Source organism: Streptomyces longisporus (genome assembly GCF_039532765.1).
Classification (GTDB): Bacteria; Actinomycetota; Actinomycetes; order Streptomycetales; family Streptomycetaceae; genus Streptomyces; species Streptomyces longisporus.
This window is the reverse complement of sequence record NZ_BAAASG010000009.1, coordinates 170,123-187,285: the sequence shown is the minus strand read 5'-3', so window position 1 is coordinate 187,285 and position 17,163 is coordinate 170,123. Positions and strand designations below refer to the sequence as shown.

Genomic DNA, 17,163 nt, shown 5'->3' with positions numbered 1-17,163 from the left:
GGGAGCTTCCTACGATCGGGGGACCGGGCTCAGGAGCCGGCCACCCCGGCGCTCTCCACCAGGTCGGTGACCTCGGTGTCCGCGGGGGCCAGCAGGAAGACGTTCCGGTCGACGCGGTGCATGCCGCTCGCGAGGCCGAAGACGACTCCGGTGCTGAAGTCGAGGACGCGCTTGGCGACCTCGGCCTCCGCACCGCTCAGGTCGAGCAGGACGGGAACGCCTGCCATCAGGGTCTCGGCGACCTCGCGTGCGTCGGCGAAGACGTTGACCCGGAGGACCACGAAACGGCGCCGGGTCTCCGTCAGGGCTTCCGGGTGCGCGCGGTGGTCCACCGCGGACGGCCAGGCGTCGCGTCCACGCAGCGGCACGACCTGGGCGAGCCCTTCCCACTGTTCATCGGTGACGTCGTGGCTGTTCACCGGCTCCCCCCGAACTGACTCGCACTCATTGCCTGCACCAGCCAATTCTTACGCCAAGTCACCCGTTCGGCCCAACAGCGACACGGTCCGCGACCGTCACAACCGTTCCTCGGCGACGAGAACCGGTCAGGTATGAGCCGGTTCCTGATCGAACAAGACTTCTTACCCCCCTCACACCGGACTCTTCACCTCCGGCCCCGTACTGCTCACCGGGCGGCACTAGCGTCCCCTGACGTGCACTTGGCAGAAAACCAGCTGGTGACACCCGGCCGGCGGACGCAGTCGGCGGTGTCCGCCGCACCGGAACCTCCCGCGCAGTGGCATCGCGTGCTGACTCTGCTGGCGAACGTCAGCCTGTTCATCGGTACGCGCACGGTGTGGACGCAGGCGGCGAGTCACCGGCCGGCCGTGGCCGCCGTCATCTCGGTGTGTTACGCCTCGATCCTGGTGTGCGGGGTGCTGGCGCTCGTCGTGCGCCGGGCCCGGTCGCTCGCCCGGCTCGACGTGGTCGTGCTGGTGACCGCCGTGGTCCTCGCCCTGTGCGCCTGGGCCATGAACCACGGCGGCTCGGACGAGGCGGTGCTGACCACCCAGGCCGCCAAGGAGCTGGTCGCGGGCCACTCCGTCTACGGGCATCCGTGGCCCTGGCTCTTCCAGAAGGGCATCGCCCTCACCACGACCTTCGACGGCGGCTACGACTACACCTACGGCTATCCCCCGCTCGCCACGCTGCTCACCGCACCCCTGCTGTGGATCGGTCACGGCGGCGCCCCGGCGACGGCGGTCAGCACGGGCGCGCTGATCGTCGGCACGGTCGTGCTGTGGCGGATGCTGCCCGTGCAGTGGCGGTCGGCGGCGACCATGGCGTGCCTGGGCTTCGGGTTTCTGCCGACCTACGGCCGTGAGGGCTACCCGGCGATCACCGCGCTGGCCCTGCTGATCCCGGTGGTGGTGCGCTGGCCGCGGATCGGACAGGGCGGGCGTCTCGGGGCGGCCGGTGTCGCGCGGGCCGCATGCCTGGGTGCCGCGTGTGCCGCACAGCAGCTGCCCTGGTTCCTGACGCCGTTCCTGCTGGCCGGGATCTACGCGGTGCGCCGCGGTGAGCTGGGCGGACGGGCCGCGACGCTGGTGGTGGCGCGGATCGCGGGGATCGCCGCGACCGTGTGGCTGCTGATCAACACGTACTTCATCGTGAGTGAGCCGAGCACCTGGATCAGTGGTATCGCGCTGCCGCTGACCCAGGGGGCGACGCTGCACGGGCAGGGCCTCGTGGGGGTGTCCCTGTACTACACGAACGGCAGCGACCGGGTCGAGTGGTACGGGCACGCGAGCATGCTGCTGGCCGCGGCCCTGCTCGGGCTGCTGATCCTGTTCATGCGCCGGCTGGGGCCCGCGGCGACCGTGCTCCCCTGGTGCGCCTTCTTCCTGGCGACCCGGTCCCAGGACGGCTACTACCTGATGATGACGCCGCTGTGGCTGGCGACCGCCGTCACCGCGCCGCCGTCCGAGTTCGTACGGGCCTGGCAGCCGCGCCCGCGTCTGCTGACCGGCCCCCGTCGGCGCCCGGCGCTGGCCGCGACGGCCGCGCTGCTGGTCGCCCCGGCGCTGGTCAGCGCCGTCGTGGCGGTCACCGGGAAGCCGCCGCTCAGAATGGAGATCACCGCCGTGCGCCGGACGGCGGCGGACGCGAACGTCCTCAGCCGGCTGAGCCTGCGGGTCACCAACAAGGACGACAGCGCCCTGGAACCGCACTTCATGCTCACCGTCGGCCAGGGCCTGCGCCAGTACTGGACGGTCCTGAAGGGACCGGCCACCCTGCCCGCGCACGCCTCGGCCGACTATGTGATCCGGCCGCCGGACCACGGGAAGTTCACCCTGCCGGGGCCGCACGCCCGGCTCCGGCTGCGGGTCTTCACCCCCACACCGCAGACGCTGTCCAGCATGAACCTCCACCTGCGGGTGCGCGGCACCCGCTGACGCGCGTCAGGCGGCCGTACGCACGAAGCGGAGGGTGGCGGCCACCGTGGTCAGGCCGCGGATCATGCCCAGCTGGTTCCAGCCCAGGCCGAACTCGCCGCGGTCCACGGTGAACTCCGTCTCCAGCGTGAGCGCGTCGGCGTCCGCACCGGCCAGGCGGGCGGTGAGGGTCTGCGGCCTGCTGATGCCGCGCACGGTCAGCTGACCGGAGACCTCGACGTTGTCGCCGGCGCCCACCTTCGCGCTGCGGACCGCGAAGGTGATCTCGGGGTGGTTCGCGGTGTCGAAGAAGTCGGCCGAGCGCAGGTGCTCGTCCCGCTTCTTGTTCTTGGTGTCGAGGGTGGCGGCGTCCAGGGTCAGGGTGCCGGTGGCGGAGCCGTCGGGCTGCACCTCGCCCTGTCCGCCGACGGCACCGAAGGTGCCCTTGACGGTGACGAGGCCCCACATCGTCTTGTGGCGCAGGGCGACGGTGGAAGCGGCGGCGTCGAGCTGCCAGACACCGGTTTCGACGGCGACGGTCATGATCTTCTCCAGTGAGCGCGGATCCGGGGATCTGAGGCAAGTACTTCAAATTTGGATGACTACGACCGTAGAGCATTATCCAAATCTGGACAACCCTTCGGTCCAAAATTGAACGACAGGTAGACTCGACACCATGGCCGACCCCGAGGAGCACCCCACCGACCTGCCCGAATGCCCGTCCGCGCAGGGTGGCGGACTGCTGCCCAAGGAGCTGCGGGCCTGGATGGTGATGCTCGGTGCCGTGGGGGCGGTGGAGCAGGAACTGCGGTCGGTCGTGAAGGAGCGCCTCGACGTCTCGCACGACGAGTTCCTGATCCTGTGCCTGCTCGCCGAGCAGCCCGGGGCGGGGCTGCGCATGACGCGGATCGCGGAGCTGCTCGGCCGCCCCAAGACCCGGCTCACCTATCAGATCGCCTGTCTCCAGCACGCCGGGCTGGTCACCCGCCAGTCGGTCTGCGGCGACAAGCGGGGCATCGAGGTGGCCCTCACCGACAAGGCCCGCCGCCTCCTGGAGGAGGCCTCCGGCACCCTCGCCTCGACGGTCACCCGGGCGCTGGCCCAGGTCATGGGCCCGGACCAGCACGAGGCGATGTGCGGCCTGCTGCCCGAGCCGGCCAAAGAGGCCGCGCTCACCGAGGACGAACAGCCCTAGCGCGTGGTGACCCGCCCCCTCCTGGGTACTCGGCGGTCCCGTGCCGGCGATCGCAGGAGGGCTCCATGGGCGCACTGGACCTGCCCGAACCCGTCGTCCGCAGCGGAGCCGCCCCGCCGGTCGACGCGGCAGGGCTGGAGGCCGCGCTACGTGAGCGGGTCGACGGCGAAGTCCGCTTCGACGCCGGGAGCAGGGCCGCCTACTCCACCGACGCCTCGAACTTCCGGCAGACCCCGATCGGCGTCGTCGTGCCGCGCACCCCCGAGGCGGCCGCGGAGGCGGTGGCCGTCGCCCGCGAGTACGACGCGCCCGTCCTGTCGCGCGGCGGTGGGACCAGCCTCGCCGGACAGTGCACCAACGCGGGCGTGGTGATCGACTGGTCGAAGTACTGCCACCGGCTCGAATCCGTGGACCCGGACGCCCGCACCTGCGTCGTCCAGCCCGGCATCGTCCTCGACGAACTGAACCGGCAGCTCGCCCCGACCGGCCTGCGCTACGGCCCCGAGCCCGCCACCCACATGAACTGCACCATCGGCGGCATGATCGGCAACAACTCCTGCGGCGCCACCGCCCAGGCCACCGGCAAGGTCGTCGACAACATCGCCCGGCTTGAGGTGCTGCTGTACGACGGCACCCGCTTCTGGTGCGGTGAGACGAGCGACGAGGAGTACGCCGAGATCGAACGGCAGGGCGATCTGCGGGCCGCCCTCTACCGGCAGTTGCGCGCGCTGCGGGACCGGTACGGCGACGAGGTCCGCCGCCGCTACCCGGACATCCCGCGCCGGGTCTCCGGCTACAACCTGGACTCGCTGCTGCCCGAGCACGGCTTCGACGTCGCGGGGCTGCTGGTGGGCAGCGAGTCGACGCTGGTCACCGTCCTGCGGGCGGAGCTGGAGCTGGTGCCCGTGGTCAAGGAACGGACGCTGGTGGTCCTCGGGTTCCCGGAGATCTCCGTGGCCGCCGACGCCGTACCCGCGATCCTGCCGTACGAGCCGATGGCGCTGGAGGGCGTCGACGCGCGGCTCATCAAGGACGAACGGATCAAGCGCCTCAATCCGAAGGCCCGCGCCCAGATGCCCAAGGGCAACGCCTTCTTGATGGTGCAGTTCGGCGGGGACACCGTCGAGGAGTCCGACGAGCGGGCGCACCGGATGCTCGACGGGCTGCACGAGTCCGAGCACGAGGCGGAGGTCGCCTTCCTCGACGACCCCGCCCACGAGGAGGAGCTGTGGCAGGTGCGCGAGGCGGGCCTCGGCGCCACCGCGCACATCCCCGGCAAGCCCGACACCTTCGAGGGCTGGGAGGACTCGGCCGTGGCACCGGAGCGGCTCGGCGACTATCTGCGCCGACTGCGCCGCCTCTACGACGAGTTCGGGTATCTCAGCGACACCGGGCCCAGCCTCTACGGCCACTTCGGGCAGGGCTGTGTGCACACCCGGATCCCCTTCGACCTGTACTCGGCCGACGGGGTGGCCACCTACCGGCGGTTCATGGAACGGGCGGCCGATCTGGTCGCCGAGTTCGGCGGGTCCTTCTCCGGGGAGCACGGGGACGGGCAGAGCCGCGGTGAGCTGCTGCCGCGGATGTTCGGCGAGGAGCTGGTCGAGGCCTTCGGACGGCTGAAGGCGGTGTTCGACCCGCTCGACCGGATGAACCCGGGGAAGGTCGTGGCGCCGTACCGGCTGGACGAGAACCTGCGCCTGGGCGGCGACTGGGCCCCCTACGCCCCCCGTGACCTGCACTTCCGCTTCCCGCACGACGGCGGGTCCTTCGCCGAGGCCGCGAACCGGTGCGTCGGCGTGGGCAAGTGCCGGCAGCTGACCAACAAGGGCGGCTCGGTGATGTGCCCCTCGTACCAGGTGACCCGGGAGGAGGAGCACTCCACGCGGGGGCGGGCGCGGCTGCTGTTCGAGATGCTCGACGGGCACGGCGACAGCGCGATCCAGGACGGCTGGCGCTCGGAGGCGGTACGGGACGCGCTCGACCTCTGTCTGGCCTGCAAGGGCTGCAAGAAGGACTGCCCGGCCGATGTGGACATGGCGACCTACAAGGCGGAGTTCCTGTCCCACCACTACGAGGGCCGGCCCTGGCGCAGGCCCCGTTCCGACCTGTCCATGGGCTGGCTGCCGGCCGTCGCCCAGGCCGTCGGCCGGGCCAGGCTCGGGCCGCTCGTCAACACGCTCACCCACACCCCGCCGCTGTCCCGGGCGGCCGTGGCGGCGGCCGGGGTCGAGAACCGGGAGATACCGCTGTTCGCGGGGCGGACCCTGCAGCAGTGGTTCGCCGGCCGTCGTGAGTCGTACGGCGACGGGTCCCGCGGCAGCGTTCTGCTGTGGCCGGACACCTTCACCAACTTCTTCCACCCGCATGTCGGACAGGCGGCCGTGGAGGTGCTGGAGCACGCCGGCTGGCGGGTCGAGCTGCCCCGGGAACCGCTGTGCTGCGGACTGACGTGGATCTCCACCGGTCAACTCGCCATGGCCGAGCGGGTGTTGAGCCGCACGGTGCGCCGTCTCGCCGGGCATGTCCGGGCGGGCGGGCTGGTGGTCGGCCTGGAGCCGAGCTGCACCACCGTGTTCCGTTCGGACATGGGCGAGCTCTTCCCCGGCGACCGTGACGTGCGCAGGCTCAGCGCCCAGACGGTGACGCTCGCCGAGCTGCTCACCGAGCACTCCCCCGGCTACCAGCCCCCGCAGGTGCCGGACCGTTCGGCGCGGGCGCTGGCGCAGGTGCACTGCCACCAGCATGCGGTGCTCGGCTGGGACGCCGACCGGGAACTGCTCGGCCGGGCCGGAGTGGACGCCGAGCAACTGGAGTCGGGCTGCTGCGGGCTGGCCGGCAACTTCGGCTTCGAACGCGGTCACCTGGACGTCAGCGAGGCCTGCGCGGAACGCGTCCTGCTGCCCCGGCTGCGCGAGAGCGACCCGTCGACGGTACTGCTGGCCGACGGTTTCAGCTGCCGCACCCAGGTCCACGAGTTCGACAGCGGCGGCCACGAGGCGGTGCACCTCGCGGAACTGCTGGCCTCGGCACTGCCCGACGGTGCGCACGGCAGTGCCTACGGCGTCGGCGCGGGCGTACGGCCGGCCCCGCCGGGCCGCCGCGCCCAGTCCCTCGCCCTGGCCGGGGTCGGGCTGGGCGCGGCGGCCGCCGCAGCAGCGGTGACGCGCGTGCTGCGGCGGTGAGGAACCGCGGTCAGGAGCCCTTGGCCGCGCGGTTGCGGACGAGCGCGAACGCCGCTGCGGCCAGGCCCAGTACGCCGAGGACCAGTCCGGCGACACCGAGTCCGCGGGCGGTGGAGTCGCTTCCGGCCGCGCTCGACGCGGAGCCGGCGGCGCTCCTGGGCGCCGTCGACGAGGCGGATGCGCTGCCCTCCTCGGCGCCCTTGGCGGTCAGCTTGAGGACCGGTGCCGGGTTCTCCGGTTCGGCCGCGCCGGACTGGGGCACGTCGATCCAGCGGACGGTCTTGCCGTCGGAGTACGTCTGGAGGGTCTTGAAGGTCAACTGGTCGGTGTCGTCGGGCAGTTGACCGAAGGCGACGTTGAAGTCCTGGTACTGGCCGGCTCCGATCCTGCCGCCCGTCCAGGTGATCTCGGAGACGGCGTCGGTGATGGTGCCGTCGTCCGTCTTGACGGGCGTCTTCAGCTTGGCGTTGGTGACCTTCGCCGTCCAGCCGTTCTGCGGCGGCGACACGAGCACACCGAGGACGGGGTGGTCGGTGGGCAGGAACACCTGCACCTTGGTGGTGCTCGCGGTGTCCTCCTCGTTGGGGACGCGGAAGGTCAGGACGCCGTCCGTGGCGCCCTTCGCGTAGCTCTCGGGGTGGACGGTGACGTGCGCGGAGGCGATTCCCGCGGCGGCCAGAAGCCCCCCGGCGGTCAGCGCGGTGACGGTGCCGGCGCGGCGCAGGGCGGTGCGTGCAGTGGACATGGGTGAGCTGATCTCCGTACTGAGGAAGGGATGTCGAGGTCAGATCGCGTACGACATCCCCCGCGGCGGGCCACGCCGCTGCACCGCGTGCCGCAGCAGCAGCCGTCGCAACGGCCGCGGACCGTCGGCACCCGGGCGTACCGCGTCCGGCGCGGCCGGCAGGGTCTTTGCCCCGCCGCGCACCCGCCACCAGGCCGCGAGGCCCGGTACGAGCGTGACGGCCCGCCGCAGCAGCGACCACAGCGCGGCCTCACCGCGCCGCAGCCACCAGGTCAGCACCACGGCCGCGCCGACATGGGCGACGGTGGCGTGCGGGGTCAGGGCGTGGGAGTGGCCCATGTGCATGGCGTCCATGCCCTGCATGCCGTACATGCCGCGCATGAGCATCAGGGGGTGCGGGCGTACGGCGTCGAAGACGAGGTGCAGGCCGCCCTGGGCCGTGAGCGTGCCCGCGCCGATCGCGGCCAGCGAGCGTTCCCGGGCGCCCAGCAGACAGCCGGCCCCGAAGACCGGTACGAACCCGGCGGCCTGCACCCACACGGGCGGTGCCGTCCCGGTCGCCAGTGCGTGTCCCCCGGTGGCGAGCAGCACGCACAGCGCGGCGAACACCGCCGCGCGCAGCACGCGTACCGAAGGGGACGCCCTCATGGCGCCCGATCCTGCCACGCGCCCGGGTGGCCGCGTCCGGCGGATCCCCAAGCGCACAGGTGCACACTGGACACTCGCGAAGGAGTGCCGAGCGAAGGCGGTGACGGGGTGCCGGCCGGACTGCGCATCCGTATCGACGGCGTCGACCTGCCGGGCCGTGCGTGCGGGCCCGGCGGTGACATGCCGTCGTACTCCGACATCCATGTGGCCGTACAGCGCCGGGACCGACCGGGCGAGCTTCTCGATCCGCAGCCCGGCGACGCCGTGTCCGTGAGTTGGACGCTGGAGTGCACGGTCACAGGTACGGACGTCAAGGGGCCGTATGTTCAAGGGCGTCCGGGCGGGCGGTTCGTCTATCTGTCCTGGGGGACGGTCGACGGCTCCGGCGCCTTCGGCATGTTCCGGCGCGCCAAGCTGATGCTGGACGCCGTGCCCGCCGAGGTGCTGGGCGCCGCCGCGCGCGAGGGGCTGCTGGTGGGGCGGCTGCGGCTGACCGACGCCCGCGGAAACCCGCTGTGCGCACGGGTGGTGCCGCCGCACATCGCCTGGACCGCGGAACAGGGGTGACGGCCCGGGGCCCACGGCGGTCTGCGTAACATGGGCGCCGTGACAGCCCGTACACAGCATCGCGATGCGCCACCGCCTTCCCTGCGGTGGCGGGTGCTGCTCGTGCTCGGGCTGCTGGCCGGGCTGCTCGCCATGCATGGCCTGGCGCCCGGTGGCGGTGTCGTCGAGCACTCCGCCGCACGGCACATGACGGCGGCGGTCGCCCTGCACGGCGGCTGTGCGGGCGACGACTGCGGTGGCGGCCATGCCCAGCACGCCGACCGGACCTGTGCGTCCGGCGCCCTGAGCGGCGGGCCCACGCTGCCCGCGCCGGCCGCCGACCCGGTGGCCGTGCCCTCACCCTCCGACGCCCCCTGCCCCTACGCGGGCACGGCCCCGGACGGTGCACGCGCGCCGCCCTCCCTGGCGGAACTACAGCTCCTGCGGATCTAGACACCGCGCGCTTCGGCACGTCCAGATCCCTTTCACGCAGCAACGCAGGAGTTCCAGCATGCGCAACACCCGTACCTCCATGGCCCGTCGCACCGCCCTGGTGGCCGCGACCGTCACCGCCGGGCTCGTCCTGGCCGCCTGCGGCGGCAGCAGCGACAGCGGGAGCGGCGGCCACGACAGCCACACCGCCGGCTCGTCCTCGTCCTCGCCCTCGTCGAGCGCCGCCGCTCACAACGCGCAGGACGTGTCCTTCGCGCAGGGCATGATCCCGCACCACCAGCAGGCCCTGGAGATGGCGAAGCTGGCCGCCGGCCGGGCCTCCTCCGCCAAGGTCAAGGATCTCGCCGCGCGCATCGAGAAGGCCCAGGACCCGGAGATCCGCACCATGAGCGGCTGGCTGAAGTCCTGGGGCCAGAGCGTGCCCTCGGCGATGCCCGGCATGGACCACTCGGCCCACTCGGGCATGGCCGGAATGATGGATCCCAAGGACATGGACAAGCTGGCGAAGGCGTCCGGCGCCGAGTTCGACACCATGTTCCTGACCATGATGATCGAACACCACAAGGGCGCCGTACAGATGGCCGGCACGGAGAAGACCAAGGGCGCCTACACCCCTGCCACCTCCATGGCGGACGCCATCATCACGGGCCAAACCGCCGAGATCAAGGAAATGAACCAGCTCCTCGGCAGGAGCTGACGTCTTGAGGGGAGGGGCCGCTGTCCGGTCCCTCCCCACAGCCCTGAAGGGCGCGCCCCATAGGGGCGCGGGGCTGTATTCATATGCGGCTCCGCCGCGTGGGCGCGACCAGCCACAACGGCGCAGCAGACAAAACAACACCGCGGCCCCCACGGAGCTCACCGCCCAAGCGCCGCCAGCACCTCCGCGCAGATGGCCAAGGCCGTCTCCGCCGGCGTACGCGCCCCGATGTCCAGCCCGATCGGCCCATGAATCCGCCCGAGCTGCCCCTCATCCAGGCCCGCCGCCCTCAGCCCGGCGGCGCGCCGCTCCTGCGTGTGCCGGGACCCCAGCGCCCCCACATACGGGATCTGCGCGGTCAGACCGGCATGCAAAGTCGGCACGTCCACATCGGGCTCATGGCTCAGCATGATCAGACAGGCGGCGGCCGGATGCGCAACAAGCAGCTTGCCCGCATCCCGGGCGGCCGACGTCACCGTGGCCTGCCAGCCGAGCAACCCGGCCTGGGCGACGAGGAGTTCGGCGAGTTCGCCACCGCCGACGATGACGAGGTGGGGGACGGCGGGACAGGTCTCGACGAGGCAGAGTCCGGCCTCCGTCGCGTGCACCTCGCGCCCGGCGCGGTGGCGGGCGAGCAGGTCGCGGGCGCAGGCGGCGGCCTGCGGCGGCACGTCCGGGCCGTCGGCCCTGTCGTCCGGGGTGACGACGGCGCTGACGGCATGCGTCCGCCGCTCGTCCAGCCAGGTGACCAGCGCCGCGTCGGCACCCGCGCCGAGCAGCTCCCACCAGCGGGCCGGTACGGCGGCCAGCGGCTGGAGCAGGATCTCGGCCTGACCCCCGCAGGTCAGTCCGGCCTCCTGCACGCCGTCGTCGTGCACGGCCACCGCGACCACCCGGGCGGTGTGACCGGGCGGAAGCGAGGCCGCCTCGGCGACCAGCTGCCGGTCGAAGGCGCCCCGGTAGAGCCGGCCGTGGCAGTGTCCGTCCTCGTCGACGAGGATCGCGTCGGCCGGATGGCGTGGCCCGAAGCCCCGCTCGCTGAGCGGCCGCGCGAGGACCGCCGCGCGGCCCTGCGCCGTCCACTGTGCTGCCGTATCGGCCAGTTCACGCATGGATCCAGCGTAGTCCGCAGGTCAGTACACGTCCCTGACGTAGCGCTTCTCGCTCGCGAGCTGTTTGACGTACGCCGCCGCGCCCGTCTCGTCCAGGCCGCCGTGCACCACGGCGATGTCGCGCAGGGCCTGGTCGACGTCCTTGGCCATGCGGGACGCGTCGCCGCAGACGTAGAAGTGGGCGCCGTCCTGGAGCCAGGACCACAGCAGCGGGCCGTGTTCGCGCATCCGGTCCTGGACGTAGACCTTGGCGCGCTGGTCGCGGGAGAAGGCGGTGTCCAGACGGGCCAGGGTGCCTTCGGCGAGGAACGCGGTGAGCTCCTCCTCGTAGTAGAAGTCGGTGGCCCGGTGCTGCTCGCCGAAGAACAGCCAGCCCGGGCCACGGTGGCCGAGGGCGCGGCGCTGTTCCAGGAAGCCGAGGAAGGGGGCGACGCCGGTGCCGGGGCCGACCATGACCATCGGGGTCGCGGGATCGGCGGGCGGGCGGAAGTGTGCGGAGCGCTGGACGTGCACCGGTACGGGGGTGTCCTGCTCGGCGTCGGCCAGGAAGGGGGAGCAGACGCCCTGGCGGGGGCGGCCGTGCAGGTTCTCGTAGCGGACGACGGAGACGGTCAGCGAGACCAGGTGGGGGTCGGTGAGCGGGCTGGACGATATGGAGTACAGCCGTGGCTGCAGGCGGCCCAGCGCGTCGGCCCACTCCTGGGCGTCGGCCCGGACCCGGTGCTCGGCGATCACGTCCACGGCCTGCCGGCCCCAGGACCACTTGGCCAGCTCGCCCTTGTTGTCGGGGCGCAGCAGCTTCTTCAACTCCCGTGGGTCGCGGGCCCGTTCGGCGGCGAAGCGGAGCAGGTCGGGGCTGACACGGGTGATGTCGAGGTGCCGGAGCAGGGCCTCGCCGAGGGGGACCTCGCCGGCACCCTTGACCTCGACCGCCGTCTCCGCGTCCAGGCCGGTGACGGTCAGCCACTCGGCCACCAGTTCAGGGGAGTTGAGGGGACGGACGCCGAGCGCGTCGCCCGCCTCGTAGAGCAGCGGGGTCTCGCTGTCGCGGGTGTCGAAGGTGAACCGGCGGACCTCCTTGCCGGCGCCGGGCAGGCTCAGCAGACGGTTGCCGGTGAGGCGGGCGGTGACGGGGGTGGGTTTCTTCGTGCGCGGGGCGGCCGCGGGCGGGGCCGCCGCTGCGAGGGCGGGGCGTTCCGGCGTACCGGACAGGGCGGTGAGTACCTGGTCGAGCCAGGCGTGTGCCGCGTCCTCGTAGTCGGGTTCGCAGTCCGTGCGCGGGGCGAGGCGCAGTCCGCCGAGTTCGTCGAGGCGCTGGTCGAGGCGGCGGCCGTGGCCGCAGAAGTCGTCGTAGGAGGAGTCGCCGAAGGCGAGGACGGCGAAACGCCGCCCCTCCATGCGCGGGGTGTCGGGGGCGGCGAGGGTCTCCCAGAACCCGCTGCCGTTGTCGGGTGCGTCGCCGTCGCCGAAGGTGCTGGTGACCAGGAGCAGGTCGGCGCCGGACGGCAGCGCGGCGGGGTCGGCCTCGTCCATGCCCAGCAGCGAGGCGGCGTGTCCGTCGGACTTGACCCGCTCGGCGACGGCGGCGGCGAACTCCTCGGCGTTGCCGGTCTGCGAGGCCCACAGGATCACGACCTCACGGCCGGGTGCCGACGTGGTCGGTACGGCGGAATCGGCGGCCCGCGAGTACATGCCGGCCAGCACCCCGTTGACCCACAGGGCGTGCTCGGGGCTGAAGGGCGCGGAGGGCGGCAGCACCGGCACGCCCGGGGCGCCGGAGGGGATACCGGCGAGGAACCCCACGAGGTACTGCCGTTCCTGGGCGGTGAGCACGGGCGGCGGGGCGGGCGCGAGCCCGAAGGGATCGGAAGCGGCAGCCGCGACCGGCGCAGTTTCAACTGCCGCTTCCACGCCCGGGGTTCGTACGGTCACCGGAGTCGAGACCTTGGTCAGCGACACCGCGCACACCTTCAGCTCGGGCTGGAAGGACAGCGGGTCGACCGCGTCGCTCGTGACGGCGTTGACGCTCAGGTACTCGCCGAACAGGTCGTTCCAGTGGAACGGCGCGAAGCAGCTCCCAGGCCGCACCCGGTCGGTGACCACCGCGGGCAGCACGGCCCGTCCGCGCCGCGAGGCGACCTCCACCGAGTCGCCGTCGCCGACATCGAGTGTGGCGGCGTCCTGCGGGTGGAGCTCCACGAACGGCCCCGGGTTGAGCTTGTTCAGCTTGGGCACCTTCGCCGTCTTGGTCAGCGTGTGCCACTGGTGCTGCAGCCGCCCGGTGTTCAGTACGAACGGGTAGTCGTCGTCGGGCATCTCGGCGGCCGGGAGGTGCGGGCGGGCGAAGAAGGCGGCACGGCCGCTCGCGGTGGGGAAGGTGAGGGAGCCGTCCTCGCCGACGTAGCGGATCGGGTTGCGGTCGGGCCCGTCGCCGCTCGCGGCGGGCCACTGCACGGGGGTTTCCCGCAGCCGCTCGTACGTCACCCCGCGCAGGTCCCAGCCGGTCCTCGGGTTCCGGGCCTGCTTGATCTCCTCGAAGATCTCCTCGGCGCTGTCGTAGGCGAACCCCTTCTCGTATCCCATCTCCCGGGCGACGGCGGCGATGATCCGCCAGTCCGCCGTGGCCTCGCCGGGCGGGTCGGCGGCCGGCCGGGCGAGGGTGAGGTTGCGCTCGCTGTTGACGAGGACGCCCTCGGTCTCGGTCCACAGGGCGGCGGGCAGGACGACGTCGGCGTAGGCGTTGGTCTCGGTGTCGGCGAAGACGTCCTGGGTGACGACGAACTCGGCGGCCTCCAGGCCCTCGATCACCGTCTTGCGGTTGCCGACGGAGGCGACCGGGTTGGTGCAGATGATCCAGCAGGCCTTGATCTCGCCGTCGGCCATCTTCCGGAACATCTCGACGGTGCCCTTGCCGACCCCGTCGGCGCGGATGGTGCCGGGTTCCAGCCCCCACAGCTCTTCTACGAACGCCCGCTCCTCGTCGACGAGCACGGACCGCTGGCCGGGGAGACCGGGGCCCATGTAGCCCATCTCGCGGCCGCCCATGGCGTTGGGCTGGCCGGTGAGGGAGAACGGGCCGCTGCCCGGCCGGCAGATCGCGCCCGTCGCGAGATGCAGGTTGACCAGGGCGTTGGTGTTCCAGGTGCCGTGCGTGGACTGGTTGAGGCCCATGGTCCAGCAGCTGGTCCATTCCCCCGCCTCGCCGATCAGCCGGGCGGCCTCCCGGATGTCGTCCTCGGGGATGCCGGTGATCCCGGCGACGGTGGCGGGCGGGTAGTCGGCGAGGAAGGCGGGCATCTCCTCCCAGCCGTCGGTGTACCGGGCGATGAACTCGGGGTCCGTGTGACCGTTCTCGTGCAGGAGGTGCAGCAGGCCGTTCAGCAGCGCGAGGTCCGTTCCCGGCTTGATCTGCAGGAACAGGTCGGCCTTCTCGGCGGTGGCGGTGCGGCGCGGGTCGACGACCATGAGCTTGGCGCCGGCCGATTTCACCCGTTCCATCATGCGCAGGAAGAGGATCGGGTGGCAGTCGGCCATGTTGGAGCCGATGACGAAGAAGAGGTCGGCCCGGTCGAGGTCCTGGTAGGAGCCGGGCGGTCCGTCGGCGCCGAGCGACAGCTTGTAGCCGGTGCCCGCACTGGCCATGCACAGCCGGGAGTTCGACTCGATCTGGTTGGTCCGCACGAACCCCTTGGCCAGCTTGTTCGCCAGGTACTGCGCCTCCAGGCTCATCTGCCCGGAGACGTAGAAGGCGATCGCGTCCGGCCCGTGCTCGTCGACGATCGCGCGAAGGCGCCGGGCCGTCTCCCTGACGGCCGCGTGGACGGCGTCAGGCACCGGCTCCTCGCCCCGCCCGTGCCGGACGAGGGCCGTGGTCAGCCGCCCGGGAGCGGCGAGCAGATCGGCGGTGGTCGCGCCCTTCGTGCACAGGCGGCCGAAGTTCGCGGGGTGCTCCTTGTCGCCGGACGCCTTCAGGACCCTACGGCGTCCGTCGGGTCCGAACCCGACGTCCAGCACGATGCCGCAGCCCACCCCGCAGTAGGAACAGACCGTCCGCACCTTCGGCGCCGTCGTCGAGTTGGCGTTCCGCGAGTCCGGCGCGGCCACGGGCACCCCCTGCCTCTCATGATCGTCCCGTACGGGTGGAGCTTTCGTGACGGTACGAAATGCCCATTACACCGATGTCTCCTGGGCCGGTCATCAGGGGTTACGCCGGGCGCACAGGAGTCGGGCGGGCTGTGTGAGAGGACCTTCGGGGAGCGATCGGGGGGTGGACGTCAGCTGCCGACTCCGATGGCCGCCAGCAGCACCAGGACCAGGGTGGTCGCGGCGAGGAGGCCGTGGGCGCCGACGACCGGCACGGGCAGATGCCGTTCGGCGGGTGTCGTCGCCTCCGTTCCGGCAGGGGCCGCGCGGTACACGGGGATCCAGCGGGCGAGCATGGTGAACCCGAGGAGGGCGACGGCGACGAGCACGCCGAAGGACGCCCAGGCCAGGGCGGTCCTGTCGGCGGCGAGATAGACGATCCACACCACCAGTCCGGCGGCCGCCAGCAGGAAGTGCCCGAAGACCAGCGGCGCCGGGAACCGGGTGGTCCCGGTCTGCTGCTGGCGCAGGCCGCCGCCGGAGATCCAGCGCACGAGGAGGAAGAACCCGCCGAGGGCGGTGACGATCCAGGCGACGAGAGCGGCGATGTCCATGACCGGCTCCAGTGGCTCGGGCCCAGTGGTTCTGCTCAGGGCGTCGTACGGGTACTGCGGTACCCCTCCGTCTGCACGGACTCGGCGGCCACGCGGACGCCGTAGCGGTAGGCGAGCTTGCCGCCCAGGTATCCGGAGACACCGAGGACGGCCAGGGCGACGGCGGAGAGTGTCAGCTGCCCGTTGCCGACACTCTGCCCTCCCGCGTAGCCGTCGCCCTGACGCCAGGCGAAACCCGCCGCGTAAGCCGCGGTCACGGCGAGATTCAGTGACATGTGCACCAGCGCCGTACGGAAGGCCGGTGTCCCGGTGGGGATGGCGAACAGGTCGAGGAAGCCCACGCACGCCGCGGCCAGGGCGCCGAGCACACCGATCGCGATCAGCCAGGCGGAGCCATGGGTCAGGAAGCCCGGCCGGTCGACGATCTTGGAGGCGATGTCGAAGACCAGGCTGCACACCCAGGCCCCGATCGGCACGGTCACCAGGATCGGATGGAACGGATGCCCGTACGGGCCTGCCAGCGCACCGCTGACCGGCTGCTTCGCCTGACGTAGCTCACTGTCGACCGTCATGGTGCCACCTCACCTGAGAGGTATTTCACCAACAAGTGTTGGTCTTATTCGCGCCGAGGTCAACCACAAGCGCCGAGTACCCCGGATCGGAGTTACCGTGACCCCGTGACCTCCGGCTCCGACCCCATCGCCGCGCTCGCCGTCCTCGGCGACGAGTCACGGCGCCGCCTGCTGGACTTCGTACGGCGGGCCCGGCGGCCGGTGACCCGGGAGGAGGCCTCGGCGGCGGTCGGGATCTCCCGCAAGCTCGCGGCCTTCCACCTCGACAAGCTGGTGGCCTCGGGGCTGCTGCAGTCCCGGCACGGCGGCCACGGCCCGCGCCGGGTCGGCCGCGCCCCGAAGGTGTACGAGCCCACCCCGCACACCCTCTCCCTGAGCCTTCCGCCGCGCCGCCACGACCTGCTGGCCTCGCTTTTGACCGAGGCGCTGACGGCACAGAAGCCGGGGGAGAACGCGCAGGAGGCGGCTTTGCGCGTGGCCGGGGAGAGAGGTGAGGCCGTGGGCGCGGCGGCCCGGACCGGCGACCTCATGGCCACCCTGGAATCGCTCGGATTCGAGCCCGCCGAGGAGGGGGCCGGCCGCACGGTGCTGCACAACTGCCCCTTCCATCCGGTCGCGGCCCAGGCGCCGGATCTGATCTGCGGCATGAACCACGCCTTCTTGCGCGCCTGCCTCGCCGCGTCCGGCCATCCCGAGACGACCGCCGTGCTGACTCCGCAACCCGGTATCTGTTGCGTCGAGTTGCACACCGAGCGTTAAGAACCGACAGGAGCCGGCAGGGAAATGCCGTGCGCGTTCGAATTCACGATCCCTTCGTTTTCTCCACGGAATGCCACCGGAATGCAATGCGTGCATTGGGGCGGTGAGGTCCGTTCTCACAGTCACCCCCCGGTCGGAAATGAGGCAACGAAACCATCGATTAACTGACGCGTAGCGGA

The 17,163-nt window shown here is 71.9% G+C and carries 15 protein-coding genes; 7 read left to right on the top strand and 8 right to left on the bottom strand.

The window, feature by feature from the left end:
* Nucleotides 1–29 precede the first annotated feature (29 nt).
* A complete protein-coding gene (locus tag ABD355_RS19830) occupies nucleotides 30–419 on the bottom strand; it encodes a cell division protein SepF (RefSeq protein ID WP_344401803.1) in 390 nt (129 codons plus the stop codon).
* A gap of 234 nt (nucleotides 420–653) precedes the next feature.
* Between ABD355_RS19830 and ABD355_RS19825 the strand changes: the two genes are divergently transcribed.
* Complete coding sequence (locus ABD355_RS19825) at nucleotides 654–2,396, top strand: hypothetical protein (RefSeq protein ID WP_344401802.1); 1,743 nt, start codon at nucleotides 654–656, stop codon at nucleotides 2,394–2,396.
* Nucleotides 2,397–2,402: 6 nt separating this feature from the next.
* Here the strand turns inward: ABD355_RS19825 and ABD355_RS19820 are convergent, their stop codons facing one another.
* Nucleotides 2,403–2,918, bottom strand: a complete 516-nt coding sequence (locus ABD355_RS19820) for a YceI family protein (protein ID WP_344401801.1) — start codon at nucleotides 2,916–2,918, stop codon at nucleotides 2,403–2,405.
* Nucleotides 2,919–3,051: 133 nt separating this feature from the next.
* Here ABD355_RS19820 and ABD355_RS19815 point away from each other — a divergent pair, with 133 nt between their 5' ends.
* On the top strand, nucleotides 3,052–3,570 hold the full coding sequence (locus ABD355_RS19815; RefSeq protein WP_344401800.1) for a MarR family winged helix-turn-helix transcriptional regulator: 519 nt from the start codon (nucleotides 3,052–3,054) through the stop codon (nucleotides 3,568–3,570).
* A gap of 65 nt (nucleotides 3,571–3,635) precedes the next feature.
* Nucleotides 3,636–6,755 carry an FAD-binding and (Fe-S)-binding domain-containing protein gene (locus ABD355_RS19810; RefSeq protein ID WP_344401799.1) on the top strand — a complete coding sequence of 1,040 codons (3,120 nt, stop codon included), beginning with the start codon at nucleotides 3,636–3,638 and terminating at the stop codon, nucleotides 6,753–6,755.
* A 10-nt stretch (nucleotides 6,756–6,765) separates the two neighbouring features.
* Here the strand turns inward: ABD355_RS19810 and ABD355_RS19805 are convergent, their stop codons facing one another.
* Together ABD355_RS19805 and ABD355_RS19800 are read right to left on the bottom strand one after the other, a co-directional pair.
* Complete coding sequence (locus tag ABD355_RS19805; protein WP_344401798.1) at nucleotides 6,766–7,500, bottom strand: YcnI family copper-binding membrane protein; 735 nt, start codon at nucleotides 7,498–7,500, stop codon at nucleotides 6,766–6,768.
* A 39-nt stretch (nucleotides 7,501–7,539) separates the two neighbouring features.
* Nucleotides 7,540–8,148: a hypothetical protein gene (locus ABD355_RS19800; protein ID WP_344401797.1), complete on the bottom strand. Its 609-nt coding sequence runs from the start codon at nucleotides 8,146–8,148 to the stop codon at nucleotides 7,540–7,542.
* A gap of 84 nt (nucleotides 8,149–8,232) precedes the next feature.
* On the opposite strand from ABD355_RS19800, the gene ABD355_RS19795 reads away from it, so the two are divergent.
* Genes ABD355_RS19795 through ABD355_RS19785 form a run of 3 tightly spaced genes read left to right on the top strand, consistent with a single transcriptional unit; the run spans nucleotide 8,233 to nucleotide 9,844 of the window.
* Entirely contained in the window at nucleotides 8,233–8,715 is a 483-nt protein-coding gene (locus tag ABD355_RS19795) for a DUF5990 family protein (RefSeq protein ID WP_425585771.1), read from the top strand.
* Between the two features lie 39 nt (nucleotides 8,716–8,754).
* Nucleotides 8,755–9,147: a DUF6153 family protein gene (locus ABD355_RS19790; RefSeq protein WP_344401796.1), complete on the top strand. Its 393-nt coding sequence runs from the start codon at nucleotides 8,755–8,757 to the stop codon at nucleotides 9,145–9,147.
* Between the two features lie 58 nt (nucleotides 9,148–9,205).
* A complete protein-coding gene (locus tag ABD355_RS19785) occupies nucleotides 9,206–9,844 on the top strand; it encodes a DUF305 domain-containing protein (protein WP_344401795.1) in 639 nt (212 codons plus the stop codon).
* 158 nt (nucleotides 9,845–10,002) lie between these two features.
* Here the strand turns inward: ABD355_RS19785 and ABD355_RS19780 are convergent, their stop codons facing one another.
* The 4 genes from ABD355_RS19780 to ABD355_RS19765 form a co-directional block, all read right to left on the bottom strand.
* Nucleotides 10,003–10,956, bottom strand: a complete 954-nt coding sequence (locus ABD355_RS19780; protein ID WP_344401794.1) for an XdhC family protein — start codon at nucleotides 10,954–10,956, stop codon at nucleotides 10,003–10,005.
* A gap of 21 nt (nucleotides 10,957–10,977) precedes the next feature.
* Complete coding sequence (locus ABD355_RS19775; RefSeq protein ID WP_344401793.1) at nucleotides 10,978–15,060, bottom strand: bifunctional nitrate reductase/sulfite reductase flavoprotein subunit alpha; 4,083 nt, start codon at nucleotides 15,058–15,060, stop codon at nucleotides 10,978–10,980.
* Between the two features lie 170 nt (nucleotides 15,061–15,230).
* Entirely contained in the window at nucleotides 15,231–15,653 is a 423-nt protein-coding gene (locus tag ABD355_RS19770; RefSeq protein ID WP_344401792.1) for a hypothetical protein, read from the bottom strand.
* A 35-nt stretch (nucleotides 15,654–15,688) separates the two neighbouring features.
* Nucleotides 15,689–16,225, bottom strand: coding sequence for a DUF2231 domain-containing protein (locus tag ABD355_RS19765; RefSeq protein ID WP_344401791.1), 537 nt, complete (start codon nucleotides 16,223–16,225; stop codon nucleotides 15,689–15,691).
* 105 nt (nucleotides 16,226–16,330) lie between these two features.
* Here ABD355_RS19765 and ABD355_RS19760 point away from each other — a divergent pair, with 105 nt between their 5' ends.
* The gene (locus ABD355_RS19760) at nucleotides 16,331–16,984 is read left to right on the top strand and encodes a helix-turn-helix transcriptional regulator (RefSeq protein WP_344401790.1); all 654 of its coding nucleotides are present in this window, start codon (nucleotides 16,331–16,333) and stop codon (nucleotides 16,982–16,984) included.
* The last annotated feature ends 179 nt before the right edge of the window (nucleotides 16,985–17,163 follow it).